Origin of the sequence: Novosphingobium colocasiae, from assembly GCF_014652555.1 — a bacterium.
Taxonomy (GTDB): Bacteria; Pseudomonadota; Alphaproteobacteria; order Sphingomonadales; family Sphingomonadaceae; genus Novosphingobium; species Novosphingobium colocasiae.
Genome location: NZ_BMZA01000001.1, coordinates 744,801 through 758,879 on the forward strand (window position 1 = coordinate 744,801; position 14,079 = coordinate 758,879).

Annotated in this window: 12 protein-coding genes; 7 read left to right on the plus strand and 5 right to left on the minus strand. The window is 65.4% G+C overall.

All coding sequences use genetic code 11. The features are described from left to right. Positions 1–5 precede the first annotated feature (5 nt). Both IE122_RS03695 and IE122_RS03700 read right to left on the minus strand, forming a co-directional pair. On the minus strand, positions 6–656 hold the full coding sequence (locus IE122_RS03695) for a L,D-transpeptidase family protein (protein WP_189619685.1): 651 nt from the start codon (positions 654–656) through the stop codon (positions 6–8). A gap of 113 nt (positions 657–769) precedes the next feature. Then, on the minus strand, positions 770–1,414 hold the full coding sequence (locus IE122_RS03700; RefSeq protein WP_373299099.1) for a TetR/AcrR family transcriptional regulator: 645 nt from the start codon (positions 1,412–1,414) through the stop codon (positions 770–772). Between the two features lie 392 nt (positions 1,415–1,806). On the opposite strand from IE122_RS03700, the gene IE122_RS03705 reads away from it, so the two are divergent. From IE122_RS03705 to IE122_RS03715, 3 genes are all read left to right on the plus strand, one after another. Continuing rightward, entirely contained in the window at positions 1,807–1,983 is a 177-nt protein-coding gene (locus tag IE122_RS03705) for a hypothetical protein (RefSeq protein ID WP_189619687.1), read from the plus strand. Between the two features lie 91 nt (positions 1,984–2,074). After that, entirely contained in the window at positions 2,075–3,715 is a 1,641-nt protein-coding gene (locus IE122_RS03710) for an NAD(P)/FAD-dependent oxidoreductase (RefSeq protein ID WP_189619688.1), read from the plus strand. Then, positions 3,712–4,926, plus strand: a complete 1,215-nt coding sequence (locus IE122_RS03715) for a BaiN/RdsA family NAD(P)/FAD-dependent oxidoreductase (protein WP_189619689.1) — start codon at positions 3,712–3,714, stop codon at positions 4,924–4,926. The genes IE122_RS03710 and IE122_RS03715 overlap by 4 nt, the downstream gene beginning before the upstream one ends. A gap of 150 nt (positions 4,927–5,076) precedes the next feature. Here the strand turns inward: IE122_RS03715 and msrA are convergent, their stop codons facing one another. Beyond that, positions 5,077–5,775: a peptide-methionine (S)-S-oxide reductase MsrA gene (gene msrA, locus IE122_RS03720; protein ID WP_189619690.1), complete on the minus strand. Its 699-nt coding sequence runs from the start codon at positions 5,773–5,775 to the stop codon at positions 5,077–5,079. Positions 5,776–6,093: 318 nt separating this feature from the next. Between msrA and IE122_RS03725 the strand changes: the two genes are divergently transcribed. After that, the gene (locus tag IE122_RS03725) at positions 6,094–6,438 is read left to right on the plus strand and encodes a hypothetical protein (RefSeq protein ID WP_229813695.1); all 345 of its coding nucleotides are present in this window, start codon (positions 6,094–6,096) and stop codon (positions 6,436–6,438) included. A gap of 210 nt (positions 6,439–6,648) precedes the next feature. Here IE122_RS03725 and IE122_RS03730 read toward each other — a convergent pair whose 3' ends face one another. Together IE122_RS03730 and IE122_RS03735 are read right to left on the minus strand one after the other, a co-directional pair. Then, positions 6,649–7,686: a LacI family DNA-binding transcriptional regulator gene (locus IE122_RS03730; protein ID WP_189619783.1), complete on the minus strand. Its 1,038-nt coding sequence runs from the start codon at positions 7,684–7,686 to the stop codon at positions 6,649–6,651. Positions 7,687–7,774: 88 nt separating this feature from the next. Continuing rightward, on the minus strand, positions 7,775–9,103 hold the full coding sequence (locus IE122_RS03735) for an MFS transporter (RefSeq protein ID WP_189619692.1): 1,329 nt from the start codon (positions 9,101–9,103) through the stop codon (positions 7,775–7,777). A gap of 165 nt (positions 9,104–9,268) precedes the next feature. On the opposite strand from IE122_RS03735, the gene IE122_RS03740 reads away from it, so the two are divergent. The 3 genes from IE122_RS03740 to IE122_RS03750 all read left to right on the plus strand — a co-directional run bounded on the left by IE122_RS03740 (position 9,269) and on the right by IE122_RS03750 (position 13,863). Then, entirely contained in the window at positions 9,269–11,716 is a 2,448-nt protein-coding gene (locus IE122_RS03740; RefSeq protein ID WP_189619693.1) for a TonB-dependent siderophore receptor, read from the plus strand. Between the two features lie 93 nt (positions 11,717–11,809). Then, positions 11,810–12,979, plus strand: a complete 1,170-nt coding sequence (locus IE122_RS03745; protein WP_189619694.1) for a glycoside hydrolase family 68 protein — start codon at positions 11,810–11,812, stop codon at positions 12,977–12,979. Further along, on the plus strand, positions 12,976–13,863 hold the full coding sequence (locus IE122_RS03750; RefSeq protein ID WP_189619695.1) for an ROK family protein: 888 nt from the start codon (positions 12,976–12,978) through the stop codon (positions 13,861–13,863). The genes IE122_RS03745 and IE122_RS03750 overlap by 4 nt, the downstream gene beginning before the upstream one ends. Positions 13,864–14,079 lie beyond the last annotated feature (216 nt).

A 14,079-nucleotide genomic window follows, 5' to 3' on the forward strand; every position in this document is an offset into this window, starting at 1 on the left:
CGGCTTCACCCGCCGACCAGCGAATCCCCCACACCCACCTGCTTGCCGCGCGTTACATAGACCTTGTCGCCGATGTGGGTGGTGGCGAACAGCCTGGCAGCGAACTTCTCCGGCATGCCGATGCAGCCGTGGCTGGCATAGCCCAGTTCGACCTGCGAGCCGTGGAGGGTGATGCCGTCATTCGTCAGCCGCTGCATGTAGGGCATGGGCGCGCCGGTATAGATGCTGGAGAAGTGGACCTTCTCCTTCTGGGTGATCGGGAACACGCCGAGCGGGGTGGGATGATCCTCGGTGCCGAGCAGGACGGCGGTGGCGCCGATTTCATAACCGGCGCGGAAAACCGAAAGAACGCGGGCATCGAGATCCACCGTCAGCACGATCGGCCCGGCCGGTACGCCTTCCTCGTCCCAGTGCCAGTCGCCATACTTGATCGGGCCCGAGATCGGCAGGATGCGCTTGATCACGAACCCGGTATCGACCGGCTTGGGAGCAGGGGTGGCGGCAGCCTGCGGCGCGGCAGGCGCCTTGCTCCGGCTCAGCCCGGCTTCGGCGAGCGAGGCGGGCAGCGGCGCTTCGGGCCGCGCCGCGACGAACAGCACGGCAGCGATCGCCGCCAGCGCGGCTATGCCGGAAAACAGCAGGATGCGAGCGTTCACTTGGCGTTGGACCCAGGTTTCATGAGCAAGTGTCCGGTTGTCGCCCACATCCGCATCGGATGCCAGCGCCGTCCCGCGCCTGTCCCGCAAGAGGACTGCGCCGGGGGAGGGAGTTAATCCGCCTTGCCCTGGGGCAGGGCGATACCGTCGCGGAGCAGGGAATTGGCGATATCGGCGATTTCGTCCAGCGATTCATCGTTGCCCCACGATCCGTAGCGCAGCCCCAGCATCGAAGACATGCCCATGATTGCCCAGGCATGCGCCTCGGTCAGGTCGCTGCGCAGTTCGCCGCGCGCGATGCCGTCCTGCAGGCGTTCGAAGATGCGCTGGGCGATCAGTTCATAGCGGTTGCGAAAGCCTTCGGGCTCGACAAATTCGCACTGGTCGATGATCCGGTAGATTTCCTTGTGCTCGCGCGCGAACGCCAGATAGCGCAGCGAAATCTCGCGCTCGCGGTCGAGCATGGGGCGCGCGGGCTCGTCCTCTATGGCCGAGGTTTCGACGACCTTGCTGGTCAGATCCTCGACCAGCGCGTGGAAGATTTCCTCTTTGGAACTGAAGTAGGTGTAGAAGCTGCCGAGCGCGGTGCCGGCGCGGCGGGTGATGCCAGTGATCGAGGCGTCGTGAAAACCGTGTTCACCAAACTCCAGCGCGGCGGCATCGATCAGCTTGCGCGCGGTCCTGCGGCCGCGCTCTGTCCGCGGCATCTTGTCGTCCGCAGACGGCTCGTTCGGTTCGGTTTCGTCGATTTCTGCCACAAGCATCTGTGCTAAACCCTTCGGCCGAGATTGGCAAACCGCTTTGTTGAAACTTGGTTCACATTTGGGACTGCGGTTGACACCCAGGCGATTTTTCCCGGTACTTCAGGCGATTGCTTTTAACCCGGCCCGGGGGCGAAACACAAGTGCGGCCGTAATCCCCGTCGCAGGAGGGCGCGCGCAGGGGGTACTTGAAACCTGTGGCGGTTTTGTTGCAATGCACTAAAGTGCTGCGCAGATGCCGTGGGGTGTCCGGTCTGATGGCCGGGCGGGTCGCCCACGGCGGCAAGCGTGACGAACTGCTGTCTGTGGCGTATGGCAGGCCCTTGCCGGGAACGGTCAGGGGCCATTGCCGCTTAACGGGGCAGCGAGTGAAACGAAGGGAATAAGAAATGAAGCTGCTTCGGTGGGCCGTCGGAGGCGCCTCGGTCTATGTGATCTACAAATATTCGATCGGCCGCAAGGCCAAGGGCGAAGACGTTTTCGTCAACGCCGATCAGGCCGTGCAGGACCTGACCGACGACAGCGGCAAGGCTGCCGTTGCCGAAAAGGCCGAAGCGGCCGAATAACCCGCCGCGCCACCGGTCGGCCCGGCCGACCGGTGGGCGTGCGCTTGGGGGGAGTGGCCCCCGGGCAACTTCGCGGCTATGGGCATCCCCGATGCTTCGCCTTTCCGACCTGACCCTGCCGCTGGACCACGCGCCGGCTGACCTCGATCGCGCGGTGTGCGACCGGCTCGGCCTGCAACCCGCAGAGCTGGAACGCCTGACGGTGGTGCGGCGCGGCAACGATGCTCGCCGCAAGAACGCGATCCGGCTGGTCTACACTCTCGATCTGGTACTGGCCGACGAGGAAGCGGTGCTCGCCCGGCAGGCAGGCGATGCGCACCTGCGTCGTACCCCCGATACCGGCTATCGCTTCGTCACGCGCGCGCCTGCCGATTATGCCGGCCCGCGTCCGGTGGTGATCGGGGCCGGGCCCTGCGGTCTGCTGGCGGCGCTGGTGCTGGCGCAGATGGGCCTGCGCCCGATCATCGTCGAACGCGGCAAGGCTGTGCGCGAGCGGACCAAGGACACCTGGGGGCTGTGGCGGCGTTCGGTGCTGGACCCGGAAAGCAACGTCCAGTTCGGCGAAGGCGGTGCCGGCACGTTCTCGGACGGCAAGCTTTACAGCCGCATCAAGGATCCGCGCCATCTCGGCCGCAAGGTGCTGACCGAGTTCGTCAAGGCCGGTGCGCCCGAAGACATCCTGACCGAAGCGCACCCGCATATCGGCACATTCCGCCTTGTCACCATGGTGATGAGCATGCGCGAAGCGATCGAGAAGCTGGGCGGCGAATACCGCTTCGGCACCCGCGTCGATGATTTCGAGATCGCGCAGGACAGTGACGGCGAGCGGCGGCTGGTCGGGCTGCATCTGTCGAACGGGGAATTCCTGCCCGCCAGCCACGTGGTAATGGCGGTCGGCCATTCCGCGCGGGATACCTTCCAGGTCCTCTATGATCGCGGCGTCCATGTGGAGGCCAAGCCGTTTGCCATCGGCGTGCGCATCGAACACCCGCAAAGCTGGATCGATGTGGCCCGCTATGGCCCCCATGCCGGCAACGCGATCCTCGGCCCCGCCGCTTATGCGATCAGCCATCAGGCGAGCAACGGCCGCACCGTCTATTCCTTCTGCATGTGCCCCGGCGGCCGCGTGGTCGCCGCCACCAGCGAGGAAGGCCGCGTCGTCACCAATGGCATGAGCCAGTATTCGCGGGCCGAATTCAACGCCAATTCCGGCCTCGTCGTCGATATCACGCCCGAGCGCGATTTCCCCGGCCACCCGCTGGCCGGCGTCGCCCTGCAGAGGAAGTTCGAGGAACTGGCCTTCGTCGCCGGCGGCTCGAACTACAAGGCACCGGGGCAGAAGCTGGGCGATTTCCTGGCGGACCGGCCGTCCAGCGAATTCGGGGTGGTCACGCCCAGCTATCAGCCCGGCGTTCACCTGACCGACCTCAAGGCCTGCCTGCCGGACTACGCGATCGACGCCATTCGCGAGGCGCTGCCGGTGTTTGGCCGGCAGGTGCCGGGATACGATCATCCCGATGTGGTGATGACGGGCGTGGAAACGCGCACCTCATCGCCCGTCCGCATCACCCGCGGCCGCGATTTCCAGAGTCTCAACACACGCGGACTCTACCCTGCGGGCGAAGGGGCGGGCTATGCCGGGGGCATTCTTTCCGCCGCCGTCGACGGCATCCGCGTGGCCGAGGCGCTGGCGCTGGAACTGGTCCCCGCCGCCACCGTCCAGCCCGCGTGAGCGAAGCCTTCGACGCTATCGTCCTGGGCGGAGGGGCCGCCGGGCTGTTCTGCGCCGCCACCGCCGGGCAACGCGGGGCGCGGGTGCTGGTGATCGATCATGCCCCCGAAGTGGGCCGCAAGATCATCATATCGGGCGGCGGGCGCTGCAATTTCACCAATATCCACACCGCCCCGGACCGCTACATTTCGGGCAACCGGCATTTCGCCAAATCCGCGCTGGCGCGCTTCAGCCCACGCGATTTCATCGATCTGGTCGATGCTTACGGCATCGCCTGGCATGAAAAGACGCTGGGCCAGTTGTTCTGCGACGGGTCGGCGCGGCAGATCGTTGCGCTGTTGCTGGAAGAATGCGCCAAGGGCGCGGTGGAGATGGCCTGCGGCGTTCCGGTCAGCGGGGTCGATCACGCCGATGGCCGCTTCCGCGTCAGTTTCGGCGGGCGTGAGGCCAGCGCCCCGGCCCTGGTAATCGCCACCGGCGGGCCGTCGATCCCCAAGATGGGTGCCAGCAGCTTCGCTTACGATCTGGCCCGCCAGTTCGGGCTCAAGGTGGTGCAGCCCCGCCCGGCGCTGGTGCCGCTGACCTTGCCCGGCACTGAAGCCCTGTTCCGCGAACTGTCCGGCGTTTCGACCGAGATCATCGCGCGGGTCGATGGGCCATGGGGCAAGGCGGCGTTCCGCGAGGCGGCGCTGTTCACCCATCGCGGCCTGTCCGGCCCGGCGATCCTGCAGGTTTCAAGCTACTGGCAGCGCGGGAGCAGCGTTACCGCCCAGTTCCTCCCCGATCGCGCGCCCGGCTGGCTGCGCGCGGCCAAGCGCGATCGCCCGCGCACATCGCTGCAGCGCGTCTTGGCGGAAGGTCTGCCCGAACGGCTGGCCGAGGCGCTGTGCGACCGGCTGGCGCTGGCGGGTGAACTGGGGGCGCTGACCGACAAAGCGCTCGACGCGGCCGAGCAGCGGCTGGCGCATTGGGCTTTCGTTCCCGATGGCTCGGAAGGGTTCGCCAAGGCGGAAGTGACTGCCGGCGGCATCGCCGTCGATGGCCTGTCCTCGCGCACCATGGAAGCGACCAAGATGCCGGGGCTCTACGCCATCGGCGAGGCGGTGGACGTTACCGGGTGGCTTGGCGGGTACAATTTCCAGTGGGCCTGGGCCAGTGCCCGTGCGGCGGGCGAAGCGCTCATACCAAGGCTCGTTGATCCGAACTCATAACCCTCTCCCCTTCAGGGGAGAGGGTTGGGAGAGGGGGATGGTGCCGCTTCGCCCCTCTCTACTCCGGCTAGGCGGTCAAGCCGCCAAGCCTGCGTATCTCTCCCCTGAAGGAGAGAGAGCGACATGAGCCAAAGTTAATGAGCCTTGGTATCAGTTCCGGTAAAGCCCCGCAAACCGCGCCTTGAATGCGGCCAGCTTGGGCTTGTCCCAGCGGACGATATAGCCGTGATCGGGGTTCCGGCGCATGAAGTTCTGGTGATAGGCCTCGGCCGGATAGAACGCGCCGGTCTCGATCCGCGTGGCGACCGGCTTCGCGAATGCGCCCGCCTTGTCGATCGCGGCGATGTAGGTGGTCGCCACCGCCTTTTGCGCGGCGTTCTGCGGGAAGATGGCGGAACGATAGCTGGGGCCGGTGTCAGGATACTGGCGGTTCACTTGCGTCGGGTCATGCGCCGCCGCGAAGAACACCTTGAGCAGGGTACCATAGCGGATCTGCGCCGGATCATAGACGATCCGCACCGCTTCGGCGTGCCCGGTCTTCTCGGAAGAGACGGCGGGATAATTCGCGGTTTCGGCCGTGCCCCCGGCATAGCCGGACGTGACCGTCTTCACGCCCTTCACATGTTCGAACAATCCCTCCATCCCCCAGAAGCAGCCCCCCGCCAGCACCGCCACCTGATCCCCGGTGGCCGGCTTTTCGGCCGGCGGTTCGGGCAGCGTGATCGCTGCCGGCGGCGCGGCGATCAGCGGGGCGGGATCGGACAGCAGCATCACGCCGCCGGCCGCCAATGAGCCGGAGATCGCGGCGGCAAGCAGGAAGGGGCGGATACGGCTGACAGGACGTTCCATGGCAAGGCCTTTCGACGGGAACGCTGCGCCTACACGATCGCGGCTGCCGCCAGCCTGAACGGATGGTGCAGGGGCGCTTTTCTTTCCGCTTCTCCCCAACAGGCAACCGAGGCGAAGATCGACAGTAGCCCAGTGCGCCGAGCGGCTTGATCAACCGTGCATTCGAAAACCAACCTCCTTAACTGCAGAAGGCAATTAAAGGTCTTTCTTATAGGGCAACTACGTGCCATCGTTTTCAAGAAATTATCATAAAGGTCGACGATGTCAGATGTTCAACATGCTCTCCTAGAGGCCATCACTGCCTTGAACACCGCTCAAATGCAGGCGAACGAAGTGCTCCGGGCGCACGAAAGCAGCATTAACAATGGTGTCGAGGTTTCCAAGGCCATTTTGGATATCACCAATACACTCAGCGACCAGTATATGATATTGGCCAGCCGAGTACAGGCCTACAGTGTCCTTACTGCGACGATGCTGGCTCATATCGCTAAACACGATCCCGATCCTCGCGGCACGCTGGGCAATATACTGGCTCAAGCCGAGGGTATCCAAGAGCGGGCCATTAAGGAGGCCGATATATCCGGCCCCACTGATGAGCGCCTCCGGCAGGAAATGAATGAACTTGTCCTCGCTGCCGAAGAGGTTCTGGGGATCTTGGAATAAAGGCCGCTTATAGGCGAGACAGGCGGGTGGGAACGCTTGAGCCTGCCGCGGGAGGCGGGTCGCGCCGGCAGGCCGTGCTGGGCGGCGGGAGTTCATAATTGCCCGCCAGCGTCATGGCCCATGGTACAGTTATCTTAGCCCTTGTAGTCGCCGTATCTCGGCTGCGCTCGATACGAACGGGCGTGGGGCCGTGTGCCGGCGGGGTCTCGCTCAGCCCTCGGCGCGGGTGCTCTGTCTGACGACCAGCGTGGGTGCCATCACCAGGCTGGTGGCCGGTTCCTTTTCGACCAGCGCGCGCAGGCGTTCGACCATGGCGCGGGCACCGGCGGCGATTTCCTGACGGATGGTGGTCAGCGGCGGCGAGGTCTGCGCGGCCAGCGGCAGATCGTCGAAGCCCACGATCTGCACGTCTTCGGGCACCCGCATGCCCTTCTGGTGGAGGCAGCGCAGCGCCGCCATTGCCACCAGGTCCGACGCGGCAACCACGCCGTTGATGCCGCTGCACTGGCTGGCCATGGCCGCCTCGATCTCAGGCCCCATGGCATCAGTGGCCAGGGGGATGGGGATATGGCGGATCGGCACACCCGCAGCCGTCGCCGCCTCGGTCGCCCCGCGCAGGCGATCGGCGATTTCGATGCCGGTGGTATCGCCCAGGAACGCCAGGCTGGTGGCCCCGCTGGCGACGAGGTGTTCCACCGCGATCCGTCCGCCTGCGGCATTGTCCGTCCCCACCACGCAGTGGTTCTGGCCGGCGCGATGCTGCCCCCAGACGACCAGCGGGCGATAGCTGTGCGATGCCGCTTCGATCAGATCGTACTGGTCCGACTGGCCGATCACGATCACACCATCGACCATGCCCGACCCGGCAATGCGATCGAGCCAGTCCGAGGTGCCATCGGGCAGGGCGCGGCTGAGCATGAGATCGTACCCGCCCTCGGTCAGCTCATCGGCGAGGTAGCCGACCAGGGTGAGGAAGAACGGGTCAGAGATGTGCTGGCGCAGTTCGTGGCCGAGCGGGATGACCACGCCGATCACCCCGGTGCGGCGCGACCGCAGCTTGCTGGCCATCTGGTTGGGGCGAAAGCCATGCTCGCGCGCCAGGGTCTGGATGCGCTCGCGCGTTTCCACGTTGACCAGCGATTTGCCGGCCAGCGCCCGCGAAACGGTGCCGGTGGAGACGCCCGCTACCCGTGCGAGATCGGCCAGAGTGCGGATCGCCGGCACTTCGTTGTCCTTTTGCCCGGCCATGCTCTTGTACGTCTCACCACCCATAGTTCGGCGTGCCTTCTTGCGGATCATGCCGTTTCCGCGCGTTCATAGGAATGTATCCGGCCACTTAGCAATCGGCGTTGTCGCAATTGCGAATTTTTATCGTTTGCACGAACACCGTGGCCAGCGCTCCGGCCAGCATGAGCATCCCGGCCAGGGTCACGGCATTGCGCGGGTCCGAGCCGAGCAGCGCATCGTACATCAAAGGCATGGTCAGTGTCTCGATCAACATGGGGATTACGATGAACATGTTAAAAATGCCCATGTAGATGCCGTTGCGGGCGGGCGGGATCGCTCCGGCGAGCATAACATAGGTATTTCCCATCATTCCGGCCCAACCCAGTCCGATTCCGACCATCAGCGCCAGCAACTGCGGCATCGCCGTTGCATGGGGCACGAGCAGCATCGCCAGACCCGACGCGGCGAGGCAGCCGATATGCGCGACGCGCGCGCCGATCCGCCGCACGACCGGAATCAGGGCCAGAGCGCCTGCGAAGGCGACAAAGTTGTAGAACGCGCCAAGCTGCTGAGCGATCAGCGCGGCGCTGCGGAACTGGTCGGAGGTGTGGTCCGCCGTGGCGTAGAGCGACCGGGCGAGGGCGAAGGCGATGAACTGCCAGTAGACGAACATCGCGTACCACTGGCACAGCATCGCCACCGCAAGCCGGCGCATCGTCGGCGGCATTTCGACGATGGCGTCGCGGATCTCGCGCAGGGTCGCTCCGGCGGTCATCGGTGTTCCTGCGATTCGCGCCCGCTCATCGCTGGACAGCGGCAGTTCCGGCACGCGCACCACCGAATAGACGATGGTCGAGAGCGAGAGCACCGCGCCGATCACGAAGGCGATGCGGACGACGACCGGAATTCCGTTGGCGTCCAGCACGTTGCGATCGATCATCTGTGCCAGCAGCGACGGGGCCAGGTACGACAGCGTCTGTGCCAGCCCGGTGAACGCGCTTTGCGTCAGGAACCCGGTCGATCGCTGGTCCGCCGCCAGCCGATCCGCGACATAGGCGCGATAGGGCTCCATCGTCACGTTGTTGCCGGCGTCCAGCAGCCACAGCAGCCCCGCCGCCATCCACAACGCCGAGGAATGCGGCATCGCCCACAGGCAGGCCGAACACAGCAGCGCGCCGATCAGGAAATAGGGCGTCCGCCGCCCGAAGCGCGACAGGGTGCGATCGCTCAGCGCGCCGATCAGCGGCTGGATGATCAGCCCGGTCATCGGCCCCGCAAGCCACAGCAGCGGCATTTTCGCTTCGTCCGCCCCGAGATAGCCGTATATCGGGCCCATGTTCGCCTGCTGGAGCCCGAAGCTGAACTGCAAGCCGAAAAAGCCGACATTCATCTCTATTATTCGCGCCAGCGACAGACGCGGTTTCATACCGCTTTCCATCCGTATCTCTCCCATGCCGCCGGTGACTTTCCGTCTACCCTTCGCGGCTAGTGTTGCACAAGTCCCACAATCCTCGGTTACATTGCATACACCCGGAATACCCCTATTGCAATCGATTGCATAAGCCATTAATCCGACCTTCAACAAGAAAAGGGGAGAGGATTCGTGAAGTATCATGCGATTCTGGCCAGTGGCGTTGCGCTGGCCGCGTTGTTCATCGCTCCGGCTCAGGGCCTTGCCGCAGACAACCCGCCGGCAGAAAAGGGCGACGCGCTGGGGCTGGACGAAATCATTGTCACCGCTTCGGTGCGCCCCGCCAACAAGCTCGACAGTTCGGTATCGGTCAGCGCACTCGACAGCGAGGCTATCGCCGAAGCGGCACCGCGCACCACGGCGGAAATCTTCCGCCAGATCCCCGGCATCCGCTCGGAATCGACCGGGGGCGACGGCAATGCCAATATCGCCGTGCGCGGCCTGCCGGTCGCTTCCGGCGGCGCGAAGTTCCTGCAGTTGCAGGAAGACGGGCTGCCGGTGATGCAGTTCGGCGATATCGCGTTCGGCAACGCCGACATTTTCCTGCGCGCAGACCAGACGATCGCCTCGATCCAGGCAGTGCGCGGCGGCTCCGCATCCACGCTCGCCAGCAACGCGCCGGGTGGCGTGATCAACTTCCTCTCGAAGGACGGCAGCCGCGAAGGCGGGCTGATCATGGCTTCGGTCGGCCTCGACTATGAGGACTATCGGGTCGATTTCGACTATGGCGGGAAGCTGGGCGAGAATACCCGCTTCAACCTCGGCGGTTTCTGGCGCGAGGGCGAAGGGCCGCGCGACGCCGGCTATAACGGCAACAAGGGCTATCAGATCAAGGCCAACCTGACGCAGGAGTTTTCGGGCGGCCATATCCGCCTCTATGCCAAGCACCTGGATGACCGGGCGATCGGCTACCTGCCGATGCCGACCCTGGTGACCGGGACCAACGGCAACCCGCACTTCGGCTCGCTGCCCGGCTTCGACATCAAGTCCGACACCCCGCACAGCCGCTATTTCACCACGGACCTCGGGCTCGATGGCGATAACAACCCGCATTCCACCGATATCAAGGACGGGATGCACCCGCTGGTGACGACGCTGGGCCTGGAGGCGGTCTACGCCCCGGCCGATGGCTGGAGCGTGGAGGAACGGTTCCGCTGGTCCAGCGTGAAGGGGCGCTTCGTCTCGCCGTTTCCGGCAGAAGTGGGCGACGGCCAGGCCATCGCCAATTCGGTGGGCGAGCTGCTGACCGGAACGCCCGGTGCCTACAACCTCGTCTACGCCAACGGGCCGAACGCGGGCGGGGCACCGGCGGCGGGCGCACTGGTCATGCGCACGCATCTGTTCAATGTCGATATCAACGATTTCGGCGGCTTCACGAACGACTTCAAGGTCAGCAAGAGCTTCGGCGGTGCCGGATCGCTGACGGCCGGCTTCTACAAGGCGCGCCAGAACATCGACATGGACTGGGTATGGAATTCATACCTCATGGAAGTGAAGGGCCACAATGCGGCGCTGCTGGATGTGGCGAACGCAGCCGGAACGGTGCTGACGCGGGGCGGGCTTTACGCCTATGGCGTGCCCTTCTGGGGCAACTGCTGCACGCGCAGCTATGACGTGCGCTACGATATCGACGCGCCCTATCTGGCCGGCACTTTCGAGACCGGCGGGCTGACGCTCGACGCCAGCGTGCGCCACGATCATGTCCGGGCGCGCGGGGACTATGCCGGAGCGCTGCAGGGCGCGTTCGACGTCAACGGGGACGGCGCGATCCAGCCGGTCGAGCAGAGCGTCTCGCTGATGGACAACGCCCATGCTTCCCCCGTGCGCTATTCGGTGGGGTACTGGTCATGGTCGGTCGGGGCCAACTATCGCTTCAATCCCGATGCGGCGGTGTTCGCGCGGGTCAGCCGGGGCGGACGCGCCAATGCCGATCGTCTGCTGTTCGGCGTGGTCCAGCCTGACGGGTCGGTGCGCAAGCAGGACGCGGTGGACTTTGTCGACCAGATCGAACTGGGCGTGAAATACCGCAGCGGTCCGTTCGGCCTGTTCGTCACCGGCTTCCACGCCAAGACGCAGGAACAGAACTTCGAAGCGACGACCCAGCGGTTCCTCGATCGCACGTACAAGGCCAAGGGCGTGGAGATCGAGGCGGCTTATCGTCAGGGTATCTTCGATCTGCGCGCCGGGGCCACCTGGACCGACGCGAAGATTTCCAAGGACGCCATCACCCCCGCGAACGAAGGCAACCGCCCGCGTCGTCAGGCCAAGCTGATCTATCAGGTCACTCCGGCGGTGGATTTCGACATCGTGCGGGCCGGGTTCAACGTGATCGGCACCACCAAGGCCTATGCGCAGGACAACAACCAGCTTGTTTTCCCCGCCTATGCGCAGGTCAACGCATTCGTGAACCTGCGTCCGATGGACAAGGTGGAAGTGTCGATCAACGCCAACAACCTGTTCAACGCCACCGGCATAACCGAGGCCGAGGAGGGCTCCATCATCGACAACGCCAGCAACATCGTGCGCGCCCGTTCGATCAACGGCCGCACCATCTCCGCCTCGGTCAAATACAGCTTCTGACCCCATGCCATCCGCGCTGCGGCCGGCAGATGATCCGGTCGGGCGCGGGTTTCGCTTTGACTTTGATTGCAATCGATTTAACAAAGGGTCGCAATGTTCACGCCTTTCGGAAATGCATTCGCCGGAGACGTCCTGCGTTGGTCAGGAGACGATCTGGCCTGGCTGGAACGGGGCCCGGTGTGGAGGGCCCCGGTCATCCGTGCCGGCGATGTGGTGCGGGTTTCCGACTCTATCGATGTCTGGGATTCGTGGCCGCTGGCCGACAGCTATGGCATGCCGGTGCGCTGGCGCGGCGGCGAATTGTGGTTCGCGCTGGCCGCACCCGTGCTGGACGATCCCGAAGCGCGCCATGGCCATGCGCGCATCCATCACTTCCACCGGATCGATGGGCGGTTCGTCCATCTTGGGCCGACCTTCCCGGACGGCTTTACGCCGGGCAGCCGCGAATGGTCGGGCAGCGCGACCTTGCGCGAAGGGCTGGTCACCCTGCGCTTCACCGCCGCCGGCGAACGCGGCGAGGATCGGCCGAGCTTCCGCCAGCGGCTGTTCTCCGCCACCACCCGCCTGATCGATCCTGACGCATCGGAGCAGACCGGCGGCGCGGTGTTCGCCGCATGGTCCGAGCCGGCCGAACTCGCCGTGCCGCGCGATGTGATCTACACCAGTCGGCATGACGGCACCGGCCGGGTCGGTGAAATCAAGGCCTTCCGCGATCCCGCCGCCTGGTGGGCCGAAGGTGGGGCCGAATACCTGTTGTTCACCGCAAGCTGTGCCGAGGCACCGTCGTCCCATGACGGTCTGATCGGGCTGGCCCGCCGCGAGCCTGACGGCACCTGGTGCAACTTGCCGCCGATGGTCGATGCGCGCGGCACCAACAACGAACTGGAACGTCCGCACATCATCCAGAGCGGCGGGCTGCTCTACCTGTTCTGGTCCACCCAGGCCGCCGTCTTCGCCCCCGGCATCGCCGCGCCGACCGGGCTTTATGGCGCGGTGGCGGAGCGGATAGAGGGGCCGTGGCGCTTGCTGAACGGCCATGGCCTCGTCTTCGCCAATCCGGTGGCGGAACCTTACCAGACCTATAGCTGGTGGGTGCTGCCCGATCTCACCGTGGCGGCTTTCGTCGATTACTGGGGCATAGACAATCCGGGGGCCGTCGCCAAACCGGCGGGGCGGAGCCACTTCGGCGGAACTTTCGCGCCGTTCCTGCGCTTGAAGCTGAATGGCGCACGCTCGATTCTGAAGGGCACTCCCGCATCATGAAGCGGCTCGCCGGTATAGAAATGGGCGGCACTAAGACCGTGGTTGTGCTCGGCCGCCCCGGCGCGATTCTCGATCGCGTGGAATTTGCTACCGCAGGCCCCGATGAAACGCTGAAACGCGCGGCGCGGATCGTCGTCGATTGGCATGCCAACGAGCCAGTCGCGGCGCTCGGCGTCGCCAGCTTCGGGCCGATCCGGGTCAACCCGTCGGCCGACGATTTCGGGACAATGCTCGATACCCCCAAGCCCGGCTGGAAAGGCGCGCAAGTCTACGCCCGTCTTGCCGAGTGGACCGGCCTGCCGCTGGCGCTCGATACCGATGTCAACGGCGCGGCGCTGGCAGAGCATCGGCTGGGCGCGGGGCTGGGGTGCGAGACGCTGGTATATTACACGATCGGTACCGGCATCGGCGGCGGCGTGCTGGTGCGGGGCTCCCCGCTCCACGGCGCGCTCCACCCGGAGATCGGCCATGTCCGGCTGCGGCGCGCGCCGGGCGATACTTTTGCCGGGGCCTGCGCCTTCCATGGTGATTGCGCCGAGGGCCTGCTGAGCGGTCCCGCGCTGGCCGCGCGCTTCGGCCGCCATCCCGCCACTGTCCCTCCGCAAGACCCCGCCTGGGCTCCCGCCGCACGCGATCTGGCAGAGCTTCTGGCGATGACCGTGCTGACTTTCTCGCCGCAAAGGATCGTCGTCGGCGGCGGCGTGACCGGCCGCCAACCGCGCTTGCTGAGCGCCGCCATCGGCCGCATGCCGGCGATTCTGGGCGGTTACCTGCGCGATTGCACCGCCGCGACGCTGCAGGACCTGGTGGTCGCGCCTCACCTGGGGGACGATGCCGGGCCGACCGGTGCGCTGATCCTCGCCGAACGCGCCTTGGCGGCCTGACTGCACCTCGTACCAAGTCTCAATAACATTGAGTCATGTCGCTCTCTCCCCTTCAGGGGAGAGATACGCAGGCTTGGCGGCTTGCCGCCTAGCCGGAGTAGAGAGGGGGCGAAGCGGCGTCATCCCCCTCTCCCAACCCTCTCCCCTGAAGGGGCTACCGGATTCACACATTGAGTTGGCATTGTAGTGTTTGAGCGGCGCGTTTGGCGGCTTGGA

What these genes read in the sequence shown, in the direction of transcription:
- IE122_RS03705 (WP_189619687.1), top strand. Translation starts at nt 1,807, where the DNA reads ATGAAGCTGCTTCGGTGGGCCGTCGGAGGCGCCTCGGTCTATGTGATC.
- IE122_RS03710 (WP_189619688.1), top strand. Translation starts at nt 2,075, where the DNA reads ATGCTTCGCCTTTCCGACCTGACCCTGCCGCTGGACCACGCGCCGGCT.
- msrA (WP_189619690.1), bottom strand. Translation starts at nt 5,775, where the DNA reads ATGGAACGTCCTGTCAGCCGTATCCGCCCCTTCCTGCTTGCCGCCGCG.
- IE122_RS03725 (WP_229813695.1), top strand. Translation starts at nt 6,094, where the DNA reads ATGCAGGCGAACGAAGTGCTCCGGGCGCACGAAAGCAGCATTAACAAT.
- IE122_RS03730 (WP_189619783.1), bottom strand. Translation starts at nt 7,686, where the DNA reads ATGGCCGGGCAAAAGGACAACGAAGTGCCGGCGATCCGCACTCTGGCC.
- IE122_RS03735 (WP_189619692.1), bottom strand. Translation starts at nt 9,103, where the DNA reads ATGGAAAGCGGTATGAAACCGCGTCTGTCGCTGGCGCGAATAATAGAG.
- IE122_RS03745 (WP_189619694.1), top strand. Translation starts at nt 11,810, where the DNA reads ATGTTCACGCCTTTCGGAAATGCATTCGCCGGAGACGTCCTGCGTTGG.
- IE122_RS03750 (WP_189619695.1), top strand. Translation starts at nt 12,976, where the DNA reads ATGAAGCGGCTCGCCGGTATAGAAATGGGCGGCACTAAGACCGTGGTT.